Annotated in this window: 15 protein-coding genes; 12 read left to right on the top strand and 3 right to left on the bottom strand. The window is 70.8% G+C overall.

The window, feature by feature from the left end; all coding sequences use genetic code 11:
- Nucleotides 1-7 precede the first annotated feature (7 nt).
- Nucleotides 8-1018 (bottom strand): sugar ABC transporter substrate-binding protein, encoded by a 1011-nt coding sequence (locus ACZ59A_RS05580; RefSeq protein WP_470953851.1) that lies wholly within the window; start codon nucleotides 1016-1018, stop codon nucleotides 8-10.
- A 282-nt stretch (nucleotides 1019-1300) separates the two neighbouring features.
- Between ACZ59A_RS05580 and iolC the strand changes: the two genes are divergently transcribed.
- The 9 genes from iolC to ACZ59A_RS05535 all read left to right on the top strand — a co-directional run bounded on the left by iolC (nucleotide 1301) and on the right by ACZ59A_RS05535 (nucleotide 14287).
- Nucleotides 1301-2248, top strand: a complete 948-nt coding sequence (iolC, locus tag ACZ59A_RS05575) for a 5-dehydro-2-deoxygluconokinase (protein ID WP_470953849.1) — start codon at nucleotides 1301-1303, stop codon at nucleotides 2246-2248.
- 88 nt (nucleotides 2249-2336) lie between these two features.
- Entirely contained in the window at nucleotides 2337-3215 is an 879-nt protein-coding gene (locus ACZ59A_RS05570; protein WP_468050018.1) for a Cgl0159 family (beta/alpha)8-fold protein, read from the top strand.
- A gap of 78 nt (nucleotides 3216-3293) precedes the next feature.
- Nucleotides 3294-4223 (top strand): 5-deoxy-glucuronate isomerase, encoded by a 930-nt coding sequence (gene iolB / locus ACZ59A_RS05565; protein WP_470953846.1) that lies wholly within the window; start codon nucleotides 3294-3296, stop codon nucleotides 4221-4223.
- Nucleotides 4220-6097, top strand: coding sequence for a 3D-(3,5/4)-trihydroxycyclohexane-1,2-dione acylhydrolase (decyclizing) (gene iolD, locus ACZ59A_RS05560; protein ID WP_470953844.1), 1878 nt, complete (start codon nucleotides 4220-4222; stop codon nucleotides 6095-6097). Before iolB ends, iolD begins: the two co-directional genes overlap by 4 nt.
- Before the next feature lie 28 nt (nucleotides 6098-6125).
- Nucleotides 6126-7622 (top strand): CoA-acylating methylmalonate-semialdehyde dehydrogenase, encoded by a 1497-nt coding sequence (locus tag ACZ59A_RS05555; RefSeq protein ID WP_470953841.1) that lies wholly within the window; start codon nucleotides 6126-6128, stop codon nucleotides 7620-7622.
- 157 nt (nucleotides 7623-7779) lie between these two features.
- Nucleotides 7780-8244: a hypothetical protein gene (locus ACZ59A_RS05550; protein ID WP_470953838.1), complete on the top strand. Its 465-nt coding sequence runs from the start codon at nucleotides 7780-7782 to the stop codon at nucleotides 8242-8244.
- An 84-nt stretch (nucleotides 8245-8328) separates the two neighbouring features.
- Nucleotides 8329-10449, top strand: coding sequence for an FUSC family protein (locus ACZ59A_RS05545; protein WP_470953836.1), 2121 nt, complete (start codon nucleotides 8329-8331; stop codon nucleotides 10447-10449).
- 133 nt (nucleotides 10450-10582) lie between these two features.
- Complete coding sequence (locus ACZ59A_RS05540) at nucleotides 10583-11335, top strand: thioesterase II family protein (RefSeq protein WP_470953834.1); 753 nt, start codon at nucleotides 10583-10585, stop codon at nucleotides 11333-11335.
- A 129-nt stretch (nucleotides 11336-11464) separates the two neighbouring features.
- Nucleotides 11465-14287, top strand: a complete 2823-nt coding sequence (locus ACZ59A_RS05535; protein WP_470953832.1) for a helix-turn-helix transcriptional regulator — start codon at nucleotides 11465-11467, stop codon at nucleotides 14285-14287.
- Nucleotides 14288-14297: 10 nt separating this feature from the next.
- On the opposite strand, the gene ACZ59A_RS05530 is transcribed toward ACZ59A_RS05535, so the two are convergent.
- Both ACZ59A_RS05530 and ACZ59A_RS05525 read right to left on the bottom strand, forming a co-directional pair.
- Nucleotides 14298-14939, bottom strand: a complete 642-nt coding sequence (locus ACZ59A_RS05530) for a response regulator transcription factor (RefSeq protein ID WP_470953830.1) — start codon at nucleotides 14937-14939, stop codon at nucleotides 14298-14300.
- Nucleotides 14932-16176: a sensor histidine kinase gene (locus ACZ59A_RS05525; protein ID WP_470953828.1), complete on the bottom strand. Its 1245-nt coding sequence runs from the start codon at nucleotides 16174-16176 to the stop codon at nucleotides 14932-14934. The genes ACZ59A_RS05530 and ACZ59A_RS05525 overlap by 8 nt, the downstream gene beginning before the upstream one ends.
- A 171-nt stretch (nucleotides 16177-16347) precedes the next feature.
- Between ACZ59A_RS05525 and ACZ59A_RS05520 the strand changes: the two genes are divergently transcribed.
- From ACZ59A_RS05520 to ACZ59A_RS05510, 3 genes are all read left to right on the top strand, one after another.
- Nucleotides 16348-16941, top strand: coding sequence for a hypothetical protein (locus ACZ59A_RS05520; protein ID WP_470953826.1), 594 nt, complete (start codon nucleotides 16348-16350; stop codon nucleotides 16939-16941).
- Nucleotides 16942-17010: 69 nt separating this feature from the next.
- Entirely contained in the window at nucleotides 17011-17511 is a 501-nt protein-coding gene (locus tag ACZ59A_RS05515) for a PH domain-containing protein (RefSeq protein ID WP_470953823.1), read from the top strand.
- Complete coding sequence (locus ACZ59A_RS05510; protein WP_470953820.1) at nucleotides 17508-19112, top strand: PH domain-containing protein; 1605 nt, start codon at nucleotides 17508-17510, stop codon at nucleotides 19110-19112. Before ACZ59A_RS05515 ends, ACZ59A_RS05510 begins: the two co-directional genes overlap by 4 nt.
- Nucleotides 19113-19359 lie beyond the last annotated feature (247 nt).

Below are 19359 nucleotides of genomic sequence, written 5' to 3'. Positions count from 1 at the left end.
GGCCGGATCACCGCGTGCCCTTCTCGGCGAACTTGGCGATCTTCTCCACGTTGTCCTTGTTGACGAACGCGGGGCCGGTCAGCACGGGCTTCTCGCCGCCGCCGCTGAAGTTGCCGTTGTTCTTGTAGAGCCACAGCGAGTCGATGGACAGATAGCCCTGGAGGTAGGGCTGCTGGTCCACCGCGAACTGCACATCCCCGCTCTTGACGGCGGCGATGAGGTCCTTGTTGAGGTCGAAGGTGGCGACCTTGGCCTTGCCGCCCGATTCCTTGGCGGACTGCACGGCGGTGAGTGCGAACGGCGCGCCCAGCGTGACCACGTAGTCGATGCTCGAATCCTGCTTGAGCTTGGCGGAGATCGTGGACTTGACCGACGGCATGTCGGTCCCGTTGACGTAGAGGGTGTCCGTCTTGCCCTTGAAGGTCTTCTTCACGCCCGCGCAGCGGGCCTCCAGGGCGACATGGCCCTGCTCCTGGATGACGCAGATGTTGTGCTTGGCGCCCACCTCGTTGAGGCGCTTGCCGAAAGCCTGTCCGGCGAGGTTCTCGTCCTGGCCGAAGTATTCGAGCAGCCCCTGGGACTTCCAGTCCTCAAGCCCGGAGTTGAAGCCGACGACGGGGATCCCGGCCTTCTCGGCCTTGGCTATCGCGCCCTTCATCGCGGCGGGCTTGGCCAGCGTGACGGCGATGCCGTCGACCTTCTGGTTGATCGCGTTCCGGATGAGGTTGGCCTGGTCGCCGCCGTTGGGGCTGCTGGAGTAGACCAGATCGACGTTGTCCTTGGCGGCGGCCGCCTTGGCGCCCTTGCGCACCGTGTCCCAGAAGGTGTCACCGGGGGCGGCATGGGTGATCATCGCGATCTTCATCCGGGGAGTGTTGGCCTTGCCCGCGGAGATGTCGTCCGCGGCGTCCTGGGCCTTCTTGCCCCCTTGACTGCTGCATCCCGTTGCGAGGAGAACCGTTACGGCGGCGATGGTGGCGAGTCCCGCTCTGTGGCGACGGTCGAATCTGAGGTCCATCTGCTCCAGCACCTCTCAAGCCAGGTCCGGTGTTAACACAGCCGTTGCATGAGGGGGAGCCAACTCCTCGTGGCCACTACCTGTCAAGAGTTTGTCATGACAACATTTCATCTGGACGTAACGAGGCTATAACGCGCTCCGTGGCGCTCTCGTGGTTACGTCCGAATGTAATGACAAATCCTTGACAGCGGGCCGTGGGCCCGTCTAGACCTGAAGGGGCCGGGCGGGACCAGGTGTTCGCCCTCGACAACCCTGAGCTGCGTCTTTCCCGAAGGGGCACGCATGAGTGAGCCGTACGACCTGATCACGATGGGCCGCATCGGAGTGGACCTCTACCCGCTGCAGACCGGAGTGCCGCTGCCGCAGGTCGAGTCATTCGGAAAGTTCCTGGGCGGCTCGGCGACCAATGTCGCGGTGGCCGCAGCCCGATTCGGCCACCGCTCCGCGGTGATCAGCCGTACCGGCGCCGACCCGTTCGGCGAGTACATCCACCAGGAACTCCAGGGATTCGGGGTGGACGACCGCTTCGTCACGCCGGTCGAGGACTACCCCACCCCGATCACCTTCTGCGAGATCTTCCCGCCCGACGACTTCCCGCTCTACTTCTACCGCCGCCCCAAGGCCCCCGACCTGGAGATCTACCCCAGCGAGCTGGACCTTGACGCGATCCGCGCCGCCCGGATCTTCTGGATGACCGGCACCGGCCTCAGCGAGGAGCCCAGCCGCGGCAGCACCCTCGCCGCCCTCGCCCACCGCGCCAAGAGCGGCACCACCGTCTTCGACCTCGACTGGCGCCCCATGTTCTGGAAGGACCCGGAGACGGCGCGCCCCTTCTACGCCGAGGCCCTGCGCCACGCCACCGTCGCCGTCGGCAACGTGGACGAGTGCGAGATCGCCACCGGCGTACGGGAGCCCGCGGCATGCGCCCAGGCCCTGCTGGACGCCGGGGTCGAGCTGGCCGTCGTCAAACAGGGCCCCAAGGGCGTCCTCGCCGTGCACCGCGACGGCACCGCCACCGAGGTCCCGCCCGTCCCCGTGGACGTCGTCAACGGCCTCGGCGCGGGCGACGCGTTCGGCGGCGCCCTGTGCCACGGGCTGCTGGCGGGCTGGGACCCGGAGCGGATCATGCGGTACGCCAACGCCGCGGGCGCGATCGTCGCGTCCCGCCTCGCCTGCTCCTCCGCGATGCCCACCCAGGCCGAGGTCGAGGCCCTGCTCAGCCAAGAGTGACGCGGTGCGCCCGTGCCGCCTCAATCCATGGGGCACATCCGGCGCTCGGGAAGCCCGCCGTACCGGCCGATAAGAGAGGACCCCTACCTTGAGCATCAGCATCTCCGACCTCGTGACGGTGCGGAGCAGGCATCCCGAGGCCATCGCCGAGGCGGCCGCCCGCCGGATCCGCCGCCCGCTCATCGGCGACAGCGGCCGACTGATGATCGTGGCCGCCGACCATCCGGCGCGCGGCGCCCTCGCCGTCGGCGGGCACAAGCTGGCCATGGCCAACCGGGCCGATCTGCTGGAGCGGCTGTGCGTGGCGCTGTCCCGCCCGGGCGTCGACGGGGTGCTGGCCACCGCCGACATCCTGGAGGACCTGCTGCTGCTCGGCGCCCTCGACGGCAAGGTCGTCATGGGCTCGATGAACCGCGGCGGGCTGGCCGGTGCCTCGTTCGAGCTGGACGACCGCTTCACCGGCCACCGCCCCCAGGACATCGCCCGGCTCGGCTTCGACGCCGGGAAGCTGCTGCTGCGGGTCGACTACGACGACGCCGGGTCGCTCAACACCATGCTGACCACGGCCCGCGCCATCGACGAGATGGCGGAGCGGCAGCTGCCGGTCTTCGTCGAGCCGTTCATCTCCCGCCGGATAGACGGCAGGGTCTCCAACGACCTGAGCGCCGAGGCCGTCACCAAGTCCATCGCGATCGCCTCCGGGCTCGCCGGGACCTCCGCGTACACCTGGCTGAAGGTGCCGGTCACCAACGACCCGGACGAGATGGCCGCCGTCATGGAGACGAGCACGCTCCCGGCGGTGCTGCTCGGCGGCGAGGTGGGGAAGGACCAGGAGGGGGCGTACGAGAAGTGGCGCAAGGCGCTGCGTCTGCCCACCGTCCAGGGCCTGGTCGTCGGCCGCTCGCTGCTCTATCCGGCGGAGGGCAGCGTGGAGACCGCCGTGGACACTGCCGTCGGCCTGCTGTGAACGGGCCTGCTGTGAATCGGCCTGCCTTGAATCGGCCTGTTGTGAATCGGCCCCGGAACCGGAGGAAACACTGACGCCATGACCACCAACGAATCGTCCCTCGGCTTCCATGTGCAGGCCGGCAAGGCGGCCGACGGCCCGTACGCGCTGGACATCGACCCAGGGCGGGCCGGCTGGGGCTACTCCAGCCTGCGCGTGCTCGACCTGCCGCCCGGCGGCTCGCACCAGCTGGCCACCGGCGACAGCGAGTGGATCGTGCTGCCGCTCAGCGGCGGCTGCACGGTGATCACCGAGGGCGAGACCTTCGAACTGCACGGCCGGGAGAGCGTGTTCAGCGGGGTGAGCGACTTCGCGTACGTCCCGCGCGACGCGCACGCCACGATCGCCAGCGGCGCCGGGGGCCGCTTCGCGCTCACCGGCGCCCGCTGCGAGCGGCGGCTGCCCGCCCGCTACGGGCCCGCCTCCGCCGTCCCCGTCGAGCTGCGCGGCACCGGCAACTGCTCGCGCCAGGTCAACAACTTCGGTGCCGCCGGGGTCTTCGAGTGCGACAAGCTCATCGCCGTCGAGGTGATCACCCCCGGCGGCAACTGGTCCTCGTACCCGCCGCACAAGCACGACGAGTGCCGCCCCGGCGTGGAGAGCGAGCTGGAGGAGATTTACTACTTCGAGATCGCCGAGGCCCATGGCAACGAGGGCATCGGCTACCAGCGGGTCTCGCCCTCCGGCCACGGCCGCAACACCGATGTGCTGGCCGAGGTCCGCTCCGGCGACGCCGTGCTGATCCCGGACGGCTGGCACGGCCCCTCGATCGCCGCGCCCGGCCACGACATGTACTACCTCAACGTCATGTCGGGCCCCGGCGAGGAGCGCGCCTGGCTGATCTGCGACCACCCCGACCACGGCTGGATCCGCTCCACCTGGCCCGACCAGCCCGTCGACTCCCGCCTTCCGCTGTACGAAGCCCCTGAGACTCCCGCCCCTGACGCGCCCGCAGGAGACGCCCGATGACCACCCGCCGCCTCACCGTCGCCCAGGCCCTGGTCGAGTTCCTGGCGCACCAGTACACCGAGCGGGACGGGCAGCGGCACCGTCTGATCAACGCCACCTGGGGCATCTTCGGCCACGGCAACGTGGCCGGGCTCGGCCAGGCGCTGCTGGAGGCCGGGCAGGACACCATGCCGTACCTCCAGGGCCGCAACGAGCAGTCGATGGTGCACGCCGCGGTCGGCTACGCCCGCCAGTCCAACCGGCTCGCCGCCCAGGCCGTCACCACCTCCATCGGGCCCGGCGCGACCAACCTCGTCACCGGCGCCGCGCTGGCCACCGTCAACCGGCTGCCGGTGCTGCTGCTGCCCGGCGACGTCTTCACGACCCGGCCCGCCGACCCGGTGCTCCAGCAGCTGGAGGTGCCGTACGCGGGCGACGTGTCCGTCAACGACGCGCTGCGCCCGGTCTCCCGCTACTTCGACCGCGTCGTCCGCCCCGAGGCGCTGATCCCGGCCGCGCTCGCCGCCATGCGGGTGCTCGCCGACCCGGCCGAGACCGGCGCGGTCACCCTGGCCATGCCGCAGGACGTGCAGGCCGAGGCGTTCGACTGGCCGGAGGAGTTCTTCGCCGACCGGGTGTGGCGGGTGCGCCGCCCCGCCCCGGAGGCGGCCGAGACCACCGAGGCCGCGCGGCTGATCCGGGCCGCCCGGCGGCCGCTGGTCGTCGCGGGCGGCGGCGTTCACCACAGCGAGGCCGAGGGCGCCCTGCTGGCGTTCGCCGACGCCACCGGCATCCCGGTCGCCTCCACCCAGGCGGGCAAGGGGTCGCTGCGCTACGACCACCCCGCGGACATCGGCGGCATCGGGCACACCGGCACCGCCGTCGCCGACGACCTGGCCCGCACCGCGGACCTGATCATCGGGGTCGGCACCCGCTACAGCGACTTCACCACCGCCTCCGCGACCCTCTTCGCCCAGCCGGACGTCCGGTTCCTCAACCTCAACATCACCGGCTTCGACGCCCACAAGCTCGCCGCCACCACGCTGGTCGCCGACGCCCGCGCCGGTCTCGACGCGCTGACCGCCGAGCTGGCCGGTCACCGGGTCGACGAGACGTACGAGGCCGAGTACCGCACCGGCAAGGCCCGCTGGGAGCGCCTGGTGGACGCCGCGTACGCCGCCGAGGACACCTCCGTACGCCCCTCCCAGACCCAGGTGCTGGGCGCGCTGGACGCGACGGTCGGCGACGACGACGTGGTGATCAACGCGGCGGGTTCGCTCCCCGGCGACCTGCACAAGCTGTGGCGGGCCCGGTCGCCCCGCCAGTACCACCTGGAGTACGGCTACTCCTGCATGGGCTACGAGATCCCGAGCGCCATCGGCGTACGGCTCGCGGCGCCCGACCGCCCCGTGTGGGCGCTGGTCGGGGACGGTACGTACCTGATGATGCCGACCGAGATCGTCACCGCGGTCCAGGAGGGCATCAACATCAACATCGTCCTCCTCCAGAACCACGGCTACGCCTCGATCGGCGGTCTGTCGGAGACGACCGGCGCCGAGCGGTTCGGCACCGCCTACCGCTTCCGGTCCGCCGACGGCACGTACACCGGCGATCCGCTCCCCGTGGACCTGGCCGCGAACGCCGCCTCGCTCGGCATGGACGTGCTGCGCGCCGCGACCGTGGCCGAGCTGCGGGAGGCGCTGGCGACCGCCCGCGCATCGGACCGTCCCACATGTGTCTACGTGGAGACGGAAACGGGCGACACAGTGTCGGGCGCACCCGACGCACAGGCGTGGTGGGATGTGCCTGTAGCCGAGACCGCGACCCGCCCGGCTGCCGTGAAGGCCCGCGAGGAGTACGACCGGCACGCCGCCGGCCGCCGCCGCCACCTCTGACGTTTTTCGAGAGAAAGGCTTCGCACCCATGAAGACCGTCAACCACTGGATCGGCGGAAAGTCCGTCGAGGGCACGTCCGGCACCTTCGGCCCGGTATTCAACCCGGCCACCGGCGCCCAGGACACCCGGGTCGCCCTGGCCTCGGTCCAGGACGTCGACGCGGCCGTCGCTTCCGCGAAGGAGGCGTACCGGTCCTGGGGCACCGTTTCGCTGTCCAAGCGCTCCGCGATCCTCTACAAGTACCGCGAGCTGCTGGACGCCCACCGCGACGAGATCGCCGAGCTGATCACCGCCGAGCACGGCAAGGTGCACTCGGACGCGCTCGGCGAGGTGGCCCGCGGCCTGGAGATCGTCGAGCTGGCCTGCGGCATCGCCGAGAAGCTCAAGGGCGAGCTGTCCACCCAGGTCTCCACCGGGGTCGACGTCTCCTCGATCCGCCAGCCGCTGGGCGTCGTCGCGGGCATCACGCCGTTCAACTTCCCGGCCATGGTGCCGATGTGGATGTTCCCGGTGGCCGTCGCCTGCGGCAACACCTTCGTCCTCAAGCCCAGCGAGAAGGACCCGTCGGCCTCCCACCGGCTGGTCGAGCTGGCGTCCGAGGCGGGGCTGCCGGACGGTGTGCTCAACGTCGTCAACGGCGACAAGGTGGCCGTGGACCGGCTGCTGGAGCACCCGGACGTCGCCGCGGTCAGCTTCGTCGGCTCCACCCCGATCGCCAAGTACATCCAGTCCAAGGCCGTCGAGCACGGCAAGCGGGTGCAGGCCCTCGGCGGCGCCAAGAACCACATGCTGGTGCTGCCCGACGCCGATCTGGACTTCGCCGCCGACAACGCGATCAACGCGGCCTACGGCTCGGCCGGTGAGCGCTGCATGGCGGTCTCCGTCGTCGTCGCCGTCGGCGACATCGGCGACGACCTGGTGAAGAAGATCGCCGACCGCGCCGCCAAGCTCCGGATCGGCCCCGGCAACGACCCGTCCTCCGAGATGGGCCCGCTGATCACCAAGGAGCACCGGGACAAGGTCGCCGGTTACGTCCAGGGTGCCGCCGCCCAGGGCGCCGAGGTGGTCGTGGACGGCACCGGCTACACGGTCGACGGCCACGAGAACGGCTTCTTCATCGGCGTCTCGCTGCTGGACAAGGTCCCCACGACCGCCGACGCCTACCGCGACGAGATCTTCGGCCCGGTGCTGTGCGTGGTCCGCGCTGAGACCTACGACGAGGCCATCGAGCTGATCAACTCCTCGAAGTGGGGCAACGGCACCGCGATCTTCACCCGCGACGGCGGTGCCGCCCGCCGCTTCCAGCTGGAGGTGGAGGCGGGCATGGTCGGCATCAACGTGCCGATCCCGGTGCCGGTGGGCTACCACTCCTTCGGCGGCTGGAAGGACTCGCTCTTCGGCGACCAGCACATCTACGGCAACGACGGGGTGCACTTCTACACCCGCGGCAAGGTCGTCACCACCCGCTGGCCGGAGCCGTCGGAAGAGGTCGGCATCAACCTGGGCTTCCCCAAGAACCACTGATCGCCTGAGACTCGCGTCCCCCGCCGGTCACCGACCGGCGGGGGATTGGTCGTGCCGGAAAACGCCGCGGCACAGTGCAACCATCCACCCCGCCTGTAGGTCTTCTTGAGTGTTCGCCCGAACAATGGGCACAAGACCATACACAGGGGGATGTTTCATGCTTCGTACCCTTCGTCGGTCCGCGGCGGTCGCCGGAAGCTGCGCCGCCGCGCTCGGCCTCGGACTCGTGCTGGCCGCGGGCTCGCCCGCGGCCGCCGCGTCCCACGGCGTGAAGACCGATCCGAACGGCCGCTTCACCGCCGAGGAGATCCACCACTTCCTGGAGGGCTTCTACGGCAACCACGGGCCGCGCCCCTGGGAGCGCGAGAACCTGGTCTCCGAGTACCTGAAGGAGCGGATCGCGCAGACCCCCGAGTACGACCTGCTGCTGTGCGCGCAGAACGAGCCGCGGGACATCGAGGTCGGCGAGGTGACCACGGCCCAGTCCGCCCGGGTCGGCTGGGCGACGATCACCACGTACTGGGGCCAGGGCGAGCCCAGCTCCTTCACCGCCTACGTCGACCTCGACGCGACCCGGCCCATCGAGCTGCTCAACGTGGATTGCGCAACACCCGAGGGCTGACGAGGGCCGAAAGGACGGGTAAGCGAGGAATCGGCCCAAGACGGCCGGTTCCTCGCTCGCAGATCAAGGTCGTAGTCTCGCCGTATGAGCTGGTCACACGCGCTGAAGCAGACGGCCCAGGCGGGTCTGACGATCGAGCGCATCCGGCTGGAGCCGCTGGTCGCGGTCCGTGGCGCCTGCGGTGTGGCCATCGTCGTCGGGCTGACCCTCTGGTTCGGTTCGCCGACCCTCGCGGTGTCGTCGGCGTTCGGCGCGTTCTCCGCCGGGATCGCCATCTTCCAGAAGAGTTGGCGGCCCCGGCCGGAGCTGGCGCTGGCCGCCGCGTCACTGCTCGCGGTCTCCACCTTCCTCGGCTATCTGGCCGCCGCCCACGTCGCCACCTTCGTCGTGATGCTCGCCGTATGGACGCTGCTGACCGGCATGTCGTGGGCGGTCGGCCCGGTCTCCGGGCTGGTCTCGACCCAGATGGTCGCGGTGATGCTCGTCACGGTCACCCTCCCCACCTCGGTGCTCGGCGCCCTGGAGCACGCCGCGCTGATCGGCGTCGGCGGGGTCGTCCAGGCCGCGCTGGTCGTGCTCTTCCCGGTGCGGCCCTGGGGCGTGCAGCGCGACGCCCTCGCGGACGCGCTCGCCGCCGTCGCCGACTACGCCCGGCGGCTGCGCCACGACCCGCAGGCGCCGTTCGACCCGCAGCCGCTGATGGACGCCCGCAGCGCCGCCGCTGTGACCCCGCGCGCGGCGAAGCGGCGCCCGCGCCAGCTGCGTGGCTACCGGCTGCTGGCCGAGCGGATCCGGCCGGTGCTCGCCTCGATGGCCGACCCGGTGGTCGGCGCCCCGATGCTCGGGTCCGAGCGCGACCGGGTCCGCGAGCTGCTGGCCGCGACCGCCTCCCTGCTGGACGCGGTGGCCCACGCCATCCGCCGGAACAAGCCGGTCCGGCTGCCGCCCGAGGCGATGGCGGTCCTGGAGGTGCCGGCGAGCGGCCCGATGCTCAACGGGGCGGCCCGCCGCGCCGCGCTGAAGCTGATGGCCCTGGTGAACGATGTCGTGGAGTCCTCGGACGAGCCGGTGGAGGCGGTGACCGCCGAGGGCGCCAAGGACCGCCGTCATCTGCCCCGCCCCACCGTCCCCGGGCTGGTGCCGGTGGCGCTGCGCGCCCTGCGCCGCGAGGCCCGCTGGGACTCGCGGATCCTGCGGCACGCGGTGCGCCTCACGGTGGTCGCGGTCTGCGGCTATCTGCTGGGCGCCGTGCTGCCGTTCGGCCATGGCTACTGGGCGCCGCTGACGTCGGTGATGGTGCTGCGCCCGGACTTCGGCCAGACCTTCTCGCGCGGGGTCGCCCGCTTCTTCGGCACCCTGGCCGGGGTTCTGATCGGCGGGGTGGTGGTCACGCTGGCCCACCCGGACCCGTATGTGAGCGCCGCGCTGGCCGTGGTGTGCGCGGCCTGCATGTTCATGCTGCTGCGCACCGGCTTCATCGTGGCCTCCCTGTGCGTGAGCGCGTACGTCGTCTTCCTGCTCGGCATCGCGGGCGCGGAGGTCGGCCAGACCGTCCAGGCGCGGGTGGCGCTGACGCTGCTCGGCGGGCTGATGGCGATGGCCTCGTACGTGGTCTTCCCCGCCTGGGAGACCCCGTTGCTGCGCGACCGGCTGGCCGACTGGCTGGCCACGGGCGGCCAGTACGCCATCGCCGTCTTCGACGCCCACGCCCGCCCCGCCGACCGCCGCCCCCGCCAGGTGCGGGAGGCGCTGCTGGACGCGCGGGCGGCCCGCAGCGAGTACGAGCAACTGGAGGGCCGGGCGCGCCGGGAGCCGGTGCGCCACCGGGGACTCGGCCGCTCCGCGGCGCAGGCGGCGCAGACCGCGCTGTCCACCACGGGCCGGGTCACCATGCTGCTGGAGGCGCACCTTCCGGACCGGGACGCGGCCCCGTCGCGGGAGGCCGAGGAGTTCGCCGCGGCGCTGCGGACGGCGGTCCCGAAGGCTGTAGAGGCGGTACGGGAGCGGCGGGCGCTGGACTGGACCGCCGTCACCGAGGCGCTGGAGCACTGGCAGGAGGCCGCCGGGGAGCGGCAGGGGGTCGCGGTGCGCAGCGCCGACCTGTTGGTGGAGGCGCTGGACGACCTGGCGCAGGCGCTTGCCGGGGGCGCGCAGCAGCAGCGCGCGCTACAGGGCCCCGATCGTGGGGGTGGCCCCTCGCGTTAGGGGTGCCCCCTACATCAATTGTCGTGTTAGAACGTTTAGGGGCAGCATGTTCCGGTGCGTCTTCGAAGTGTGAGGACGTGTTGAACGGCTGTTCGCGACGGCGAATCTGATGAGGGAAAGACTTTTCACGTTCATGGGTGCTCAGCAAGAAGACAGCGTCTGGATACGACGGTTCCATCCGGCACCCGACAGCCGTGTGCGGTTGGTCTGTCTGCCGCACGCCGGAGGTTCGGCGTCGTTCTTCTTCCCGGTGTCGAAAGCGCTTTCGCCGGGCGTCGACGTCCTCTCGCTGCAGTATCCGGGGCGTCAGGACCGGCGGCTGGATCCGCGGATCGAAGACATCGGCGAGTACGCGGACGCCATCGCCGCGGAGTTGAAGCCCTGGCTCGATCTGCCGATCGCCTTCTTCGGCCACAGCATGGGCGCCGTCCTCGCGTTCGAGGTCACGCGTCGGCTGGAGGCGGCCGATCCGGAGTTCTCCCCGGTCGCCCTCTTCGCCTCGGGCCGCCGGGCGCCTTCCCGTTACCGGGACGAGAATGTGCACCGCCGTGACGACGACGGCATCGTGCGCGAAATGAAGGTGCTGAGCGGAACCGATGCGCGGGTCCTCGGAGACGAGGAGATTCTGCGCATGGTGATGCCCGCGATTCGCAGCGACTACAAGGCGATCGAGACCTACCGCTCCGAGCCCGGCGCCGCCGTCCGCGCACCGATCACCGTGCTGACCGGCGACAGCGACCCCAGGACCAGCCTGGACGAGGCGGAGGCGTGGCGGTCGCACACCACCGGCGCGTTCGACGTCAGGGTGTTCTCAGGCGGCCACTTCTTCTTGGCCAACCATCAAGCGGAGATGACGAGTCTGATGTCCGAGGCGCTTTCGGCGTAAGGCCCTGACCCGGCCCTCGCTCGGACGACGATTCGTCAGCACGATTCGAAAAGCAACGAAACGCCACACCTCATGTCTCATGCCCTCGGCACCGCCGCCGGGGGCATGAGGTGATGCGTCATCCGGGGGATGAGTCCTGTGCCAGCAAATCTTTTCGAATGGGAGAGCCGCCTCTCCGTCCTGCGTGAAATGCTGCACGGCGCGACGCAGGGCCGAGGCCGACTGGCGCTTGTCAGCGGCGCGGTGGCCAGTGGGAAGACCCGGCTGCTGGACAGTTTTGCCGAACAGGCAATCGAGAGCGGCGCGTTGCTCCTCGAAGTGACCGGTTCGCGCGCCGAACGCGACCTGCCCTTCGGCATTCTCCGAAAGATCTTCGACAATGCCGCCATGCCCCCGGATGTCCGCTCCGAGGCGGTCGGCCTGCTTGCCGACATCGGTCCGGACATTACCGCCGCGGCACGCATGCACGTGATGTCCCAGATTTCCTCGGTGCTGCTGCGGCTGGTCGACGAACGCACCCTCGTGATCGCCGTCGACGATGTGCACTGCGGTGATGATCATTCGCTGCAATTCCTGCTCCACCTCGCCCGCCGGGTCCGCCAGGCGAGGGTTCTCATCGTCCTCACCGAATCCCCCCGGCTGCGTCAGCGGCAGCTCACCTTCCACGCCGAGCTGCTCCGCCAGCCCAACTGTGTGCGCATGCGGCTGCCCATGCTCACCGAGGCGGGCGTCGCCGACGCGCTGTCGAACACCCTGTCCTCCGCCGTCGCCGCCCGGCTCGCCCCCGAATGCCACCGCCTCTCCGGGGGCAACCCGCTGCTGCTGCGCGCCCTGCTGGACGACTGGCGGGCCGGTGGCGACCACGGTGAGGCGCTGCAACGCCCCTCGCCGGGGGAGGCGTTCGCCCAGGCCGTCATCGGCTGTCTGTACCGCGGCGAGCCCGATGTGGCGACGATCGCCCGCGGCGTCGCCGTCCTCGGCGACGCCCGGTCCCCCCGGTCCTTGAGCAGCCTGCTCGACCTGAGCGTCGGCACCGTCGAACAAGGCGTCCAGGACCTCCACGAGTGCGCCATCCTGGAAAACGGCCGGTTCCGCGACGAGGTGGCCCGCACCGCCGTGCTCGACGCGGCCCCCGCCGCCGTCCGCCACGACCTGCACGCCCGCGCCGCCCGGCTGCTGCACGCCGACGGCGCCTCCGCGCTCGACGTCGCCCGCCATCTGGTCCGCGCCGGTCAGGACGGCGAGCCCTGGACCGTCCCCGTACTGCGCGAGGCCGCCGAATACGCGCTGGTGCAGAAGGAACTCGACGTCGCGCTCCGCTGCCTCGAACACGCCCACCACGCGTGCGAGCCCGGCCCCACGCGCACCGCCCTCAAAGCGCGACTCGTCAGCGTCGCCTGGCGGGTCGGCCCGGGCGTCGCCGAGGGGTATCTGCCGTCGCTCACCGAGGAGGCCGAGCAGGGCTGGCTCGCCCCGCGCGACATCGCCCCCATCACCTCGTACCTCGCCTGGTCGGGGCGGCTGGACGCGGCCGCCGACGCCATCACCGCGCTGAGCCGCACGGCGGGCCCCGGCGCCACCGACGGCGGCGACCCCGCGATGGGCGCCGCCCTCTCGGCCTCCGTCCAGTGGCTGACGATGCTCAGCCCGCCGCTGCGCGACCGCCTCCCCACCCTCGGCGCCGGGACCGCGAAGGCCACCGGCTCCCCCCACGACGTGGCCGAACTCGCCCACGCGCACGCCGCCGCCACCCTGACCGCCGCCTTCACCGAGGGCCGGGCCGACCAGGCGGTCATCGAGGCCGAACGCGTCCTGCAGCGCTACCACCTCGGCGACAACACCCTCCAGCCGCTGATCATCGCCCTGTACGCGCTCGTCGTCGTGGACCGCCTGGACCTCGCCCTGTCCTGGTGCGAGCGGCTGCTCGGCGAATGCTCCTCCCGCAGCGTCCCCGCGTGGCAGGCGATGCTGTCCGCCGTACGGGCCGACATCGCGCTGCGCCAGGGCGATCTGCAGGTGGCCGCGCACCAGGCGCGCAGCGCCCTGGGGCAGATTCCCGCACCGGGCTGGGGCGTGGGGCTGGGCCTGCTGCTGTCCGCCCTGATCCAGGCCGAGACCGGGATGGGCCACCACGACGAGGCCATGGCGCTGCTCGAACAGCCGCTCCCCGACGGGCTCTTCCGCACCGTCCCCGGGCTGTACTACCTGCGCGCCCGCGGCCGCTGCCACCTGGCCACCGGCCGCTACCACGCCGCTCTCGGCGACTTCATGGCCTGCGGGGAGATGGCCGAGTCGTGGCGCATGGACACGCCCCTGCTGACGCCGTGGCGGCTGGACGCCGCCGAGGCGTGGCTCGCCCTCGACAACCCCGCCCAGGCCCGCTCCCTCGCCGAGGAACAGCTGCGCCGGGGCGCCGGTGACGCACGGCTGCGCGGCGCCCTGCTGGTGGTCCTGGCCCGCACCGACCAGCTCAGGCGGCGGCTGCCCCGGCTCAAGGAGGCCGTCGAGGTGCTGGAGGGCGGCGACGACCGCATCCAGCTCGCCGTCGCGCTGGGCGAACTCGGCCGCGCCTACCGCGCGTCGGGCGACTTCAACCGGGGCCGGGTCTTCGTCCGCAAAGCCTGGCACGTGGCCAAGAGCTGCGGCGCCGAGCCGCTGTGCCGGGAGCTGATGCCCCGGCAGGCGGAGACCGGCGAACTCGCCCCGGCACCCGCCCAGCCGGGCGGCGACGCCGAACCGCAGCGCGATGTCGAGGCGCTGACGGAGGCCGAGGTGCGGGTCGCGCTGCTGGCCGCGCACGGCAACACCAACCGGGAGATCGCCTCCAAGCTGTTCGTCACCGTCAGCACGGTGGAGCAGCACCTCACCCGCATCTACCGCAAGCTGAACGTCAAGCGCCGCCGCGACCTGCCCGCCAAGCTCTCCGACAGCAGCCTGTCCGGCACGCTGTGAGGGCTGTTGGTCAGGACAGCAGGCCCCGCTCCATCGCCGTCATCACCGCGGCCGTGCGGTCGGAGACGCCCAGCTTCTTGAACGAGCGCAGCAGATGCGTCTTGACCGTGGCCTCGGCCACGAACAGCTTGCCGCCGATCTCGGCGTTGGTCAGCCCCTGGCCGACCAGCCGCAGCACCTCGCGCTCCCGGCCGGAGAGCGGCGACGGCTCGGCCACCCGGGTGCGCAGCAGCTTGCCCGCGAGGGACGGGGTGAGCACCGTCTCGCCGCGCACCGCGGTCTGGACGGCGCCGATCAGCTCCTGGCGCGAACTGCCCTTCAGCAGATAGCCCGCGGCGCCCGCCTCCACCGCGCGCAGGATGTCGGAGTCGTCCTCGTACGTGGTCACGATGACGACCTTGCAGCCGGGCTCCTGCCGCAGGATCTGCGTGGTGGCCTCGACCCCGTCCATCCCGCCCATGCGCAGGTCCAGCAGGATGATGTCCGGTCGCAGCGCGACCGCCTGGACCACGGCCTCCTCACCGGAACCCGCCTGCCCGACGACGGTGATGCCGTCGGCGGAATCCAGCATGGCGCTCAGGCCCTCCCGCACCACGGGATGGTCGTCGGCCAGCAGAACCCTGATCGGTCCGCTCGGCTCTTTCTCAGGCATGCGATGCCTCCCCGGCCAGCGCTGTCACCGGCACGTTCACCTCGACGGTGGTGCCCCGCCCGGGGCTGCTGACGATGGACGCCACTCCGTCGATCTCCTCCATCCGGGCCTGCATTCCGCGCAGCCCGTACCCTTCCTGCGTGCCGTCCGGGGTGAAGCCCTCGCCGTCGTCACGGACCAGCAGCCGGACGCCGTCGTCGTCGAAGGCCACGATCACATCCACCGTACGGGCCTGCTTGGCGTGTTTGCGTACGTTCGCGATGGCCTCCTGCGCCGAGCGCAGCAGCACGACGCTGACCGCCATCGGCAGGGGGTGCTCCTCGCCCCTGACCGAGCACCGCACCTCCAGGCCGGTCTCGGCGATCAGCCCGTCCGCCTGCCGCCGCACCGCCTGCACCAGCGAGCCGCCGCGCAGCGCGGGCGGGGTGAGGGCCGCCACGAAGTCACGGGCCTCCGCCAGCGACTCCTTGGCCACCCGCCCGGCCAGCGACAGATGGTTCTCCGCCTGGTCCGGTGCGCCACGCACCTCCGACTCCGCCGCCTGGACCAGGCTGATGATGCTGGTCAGGCCCTGCGCGAGGGTGTCGTGGATCTCCCGGGCCAGCCGCTCGCGTTCGGCGGAGATACCGGCCTCGTGGGACAGCCTGGCCTCCCGCTCCCGGCTGCGCCGCAACTCCTCGATGAGCAGCCCCCGCTCCTTGCTCTGCCGCACCACCCGTTTGATCCACATGCCCAGCAGCAACGACAGCGCGATGCTCAGCAGGGAGATGGGGACGATCTCCCAGACGCTCAGGCCCACGTCCTCGCCGACGAACGCCACCACCAGCACGGGGCACAGATTGGCCACCGTGGCCAGCGCGACCGCCGGGCCCATCGGCAGGCTCATGATCAGCATCGGGATGACCGCGAACAGCGCGAAGGCGCCGATCAGGCTGAACGCCGTGGTGGCGCAGAACAGCGCCACCAGGACCAGCGCGAAGACCAGGTTCCGTGACCCGTAGCTCGCCTCGATCATCAGAGACCGGCCGACCGCCGCGTACCAGGGCACCATCAGTGTCAGCGCGGCGATCGGGAGGGAGTGGTCGACCTGGGAGCCGTCCGAGAGCAGCAGCAGGGTCGCGGTGACGAGGTAGGAGACGGCGAAGAAGCCGTCCCAGAGGCCGAACCAGCGGGTGCCGGACTCGGGGCCGTAATACGCGCCGGTCGGCGAGTCGTCCCCCGGGGAGTGATTGCGCACGGCCTCAGTACTACCACGGGTGTCCACCGTGTCCACCGGTCGGTTGACAGCCGGAACCCACCGTTCAGTCGTCGCGCGTCGCTTGGCCCGCTTCTAGCGTTGATCTCGGTGGGACGGCCAGTCGTCACACCGCGAAGCACATCGACCTCTTGGCTTGGAGAACGTCGTAATATGCCCCAGCTGAGCCAGTTCATGGCCGCGCTGATCGCCAGCGGAACGATTCTGACCATCGTCCTGGCGACCGACCTCGGCCGCCGTCGCATCACCACCATGCGGATGGCACGTTCGATCATCGCCGTGGCCGTGGTCATCGCGATCTTCGTCCACTCCTTCCCGACCAAGGGCGACAACGACCTGTCCCTGCAGCTCGTGGGCGTCGGTATCGGTGTCATCTGCGGTCTGATCGCCGGAGCGCTGCTGCCCGCCTACCGGGACGCCGGCTCGGGCGCGTTGTACACGATCGGCGGCATCGGCTACGCCGTGGTGTGGATCGTCCTCTCCAGCGGACGCATCATCTTCGTCTACGGCGCCGAGCACTGGTTCCCCATGGGTCTGATCAAGTTCTCCATCGAATACGGGATCAGCGGTCAGGACACCTACTCCAACGCCTTCATCTTCATGGCGCTGGCCATGGTGCTGACGCGTACGGCCGTCCTGCTGGCCAAGATGCGCAAGCTGCGGGCCCAGGAGGCCGGAAGCGGCCAGGGCGCCGGGAGCGGCGAGCTGCCCCAGCAGGCCGAGGACAAGGCGTCGGCCGAAGCCTGATTACATAGTCCGCCAACCCCGCCGGGGCCGTCCCCCGGCACCCATCCGAAGCAAGAGCAGGGTGAAACAGTGGAACGCCATGACAATCTGAGGCTCCGTCCGCCTCGTCACCGGGTCGACCGCCGTGCGATCGGCTGGTGGACGCTGCAGTCGACACTGTTCGCCCTGCCCCTGCCGCTCACCTTCGGGATCCTGTGGGCCACCATCCCCCCGACGCGTGAGTTCTTCATGTGGGCCACGCTGATCTCGTGCGTCCCCGGACTGCTGTACATGGGGGTCATGCCCTCCTGGCGCTACCGGGTGCACCGCTGGGAGACCACCGACGAGGCCGTGTACGCGGCCTCCGGGTGGCTGTGGCAGCAGTGGCGGGTCGTCCCGCTGTCCCGGGTCCAGACGGTGGACACCCTGCGCGGCCCGCTGCAGCAGATGTTCGGCCTCTCCGGTGTCACCGTGGCCACCGCCTCCTCCTCGGGCGCGGTGAAGATCAAGGGCATCGACCACAAGACCGCCCAGGACCTGGTCGAGTACCTGGCCGCGCGCGTCGAGTCGGTCCCGGAGGACGCCACATGACACCCGATACCACGGTGTCGGCCCCCGCGGTCGACCAGGACTGGGGGAGGCTGAACCGCCGGCTGCTCCTGGTCAACCTGTCCATCCTCGGCGCACCGCTGGCCATGTTCCTCGCCAGCCTCGCGCTCACCGGAGGCAAGACCAACCTCCAGATCATCATCACCCTCGCGTCGCTGTTCGTGACCTTCCTGGTCATCAGCGGCATCGGCCTGATGCGGCTGTTCACCACCCGCTTCCGGCTCACCGAGGACCGCTTCGAGCTGCGCAAGGGCTGGCTCTTCCGCAGCGAGCGCTCGGTCCCGATCGGCCGCATCCGCGGCGTCGACCTCACCGCCAACCCGGTCCACCGGGTCTTCGGACTCACCACGCTGCGGATCGACAGCGGGGAGCAGAGCGACGCCGTCGCGCGCAGGCTCTCCCTCGACGGCATCACCAAGGCCGAGGCCCTCGAACTGCGCGGCCGGATCATCGCCCTGCGCGACGCGGGCCGGTCCCGCGCGGTGGCCGACAACGACGGTGTGCTCTGCCGACTGGACTGGTCCTGGCTGCGCTACGGCCCGCTCACCATCTGGGGCGTCGGCGGTGTCTTCATCGCCGCGGGCAGTGTGTACCGCACCCTGAACGAGATGCAGGTCAACCCGCTCGAACTCGGCATCGTCAAGGACATCGAGCACCGCTTCGGCTCCGTTCCGCTCTGGTACGGAATCCTGGTGTCCGTCCTCGTCATCGTCGCCCTCGGCATGGTCGGCTCCACCGCCACGTTCATCGAGAACTGGGCCGGTTACGAGCTGCGCCGCGAAGAGGGCGGAGCGCTCCGGGTCCGCCGCGGGCTGCTGGCCACCCGCTCCGTGACCATCGCGGAACGAAATCTGCGCGGCCTCGAACTCGTCGAGCCCATTCCGCTGCGCTGGGCCAAGGGCGCCAAGCTCAACGCCGTCGCCAGCGGCCTGGGCGGCGAGGACGAGAATCGCCGCCGCCGCGCCCTGACCTCCCCCACCCCGCGCGCCGAGGCCCTGCGGGTCGCCGCCGAGGCGCTGCCGGTGAACGAGCCCGGTCTGAACGAGCCCGGCCTGAACGAGCCCGGCCTGAACGAGCCCGGTCTGAACGAGCCCGGTCTGATGGAGCGCGACGGCCTCGTCCGGCACCCCAGGGCCGCCCTGCGACGCCGTATCAACCGCGCCCTCATCTGGTCGGTTCTGATCGCGGCGGTCCCGGTGGGGCTGGGGCTGTGGCTCGGTACCGGGCTCGTCATCGCCGGAGTGATCACCGGTGTGGTGCTGGTGCCGATCCTGGTGGCCTTCGCCTTCAACGCCTACCGCACCCTCGGCCATGGGCTCCGCGGCCGCTATCTGGTCGCCTCCGCCGGGACGTTCGCCCACCGCACCGTCGCCCTCCAGCGCGAGGCGATCATCGGCTGGAAGATTTCCCGCACGCCCTTCCAGCGCCGGGCGGGGCTGCTCACCGTCGGTGCCACCACCGCGGCGGGCGAGGGCGTCTACCACGTGTACGACCTGACCGAAGGCCAGGGGATCGCCCTCGCCGAGACCACGGTCTCCGGGCTGCTCGCCCCATTCATCGAGCGGGCCCCGGACCGCGGCTGACCCTCCATTGACCAACTGGCGATCCCCCGAGAGGTGGAGGGGCGGACCGAAAGGCCGCCCCTCCACCTCTGAACAGCTTCCCGCCGCCGCGGCCCGCTTCCCTTCCGAATGCCCCCCCGTTTCTTCGAACTCCTTGTCGTCACCGGAATTCTCATGCATTCTGGTGAGCTAAGCGTGGCCAATACGGGACGGCCCGCGAATACGGGACCCCAAAGGAACAATAGGGGCCCATAGGGGGTTTGAAGGG

It is taken from the genome of Streptomyces sp. NPDC040405 (assembly GCF_055595765.1).
The sequence above is the reverse complement of the archived record's forward strand: the minus strand, read 5'-3'. Positions and strand labels throughout refer to the sequence as shown.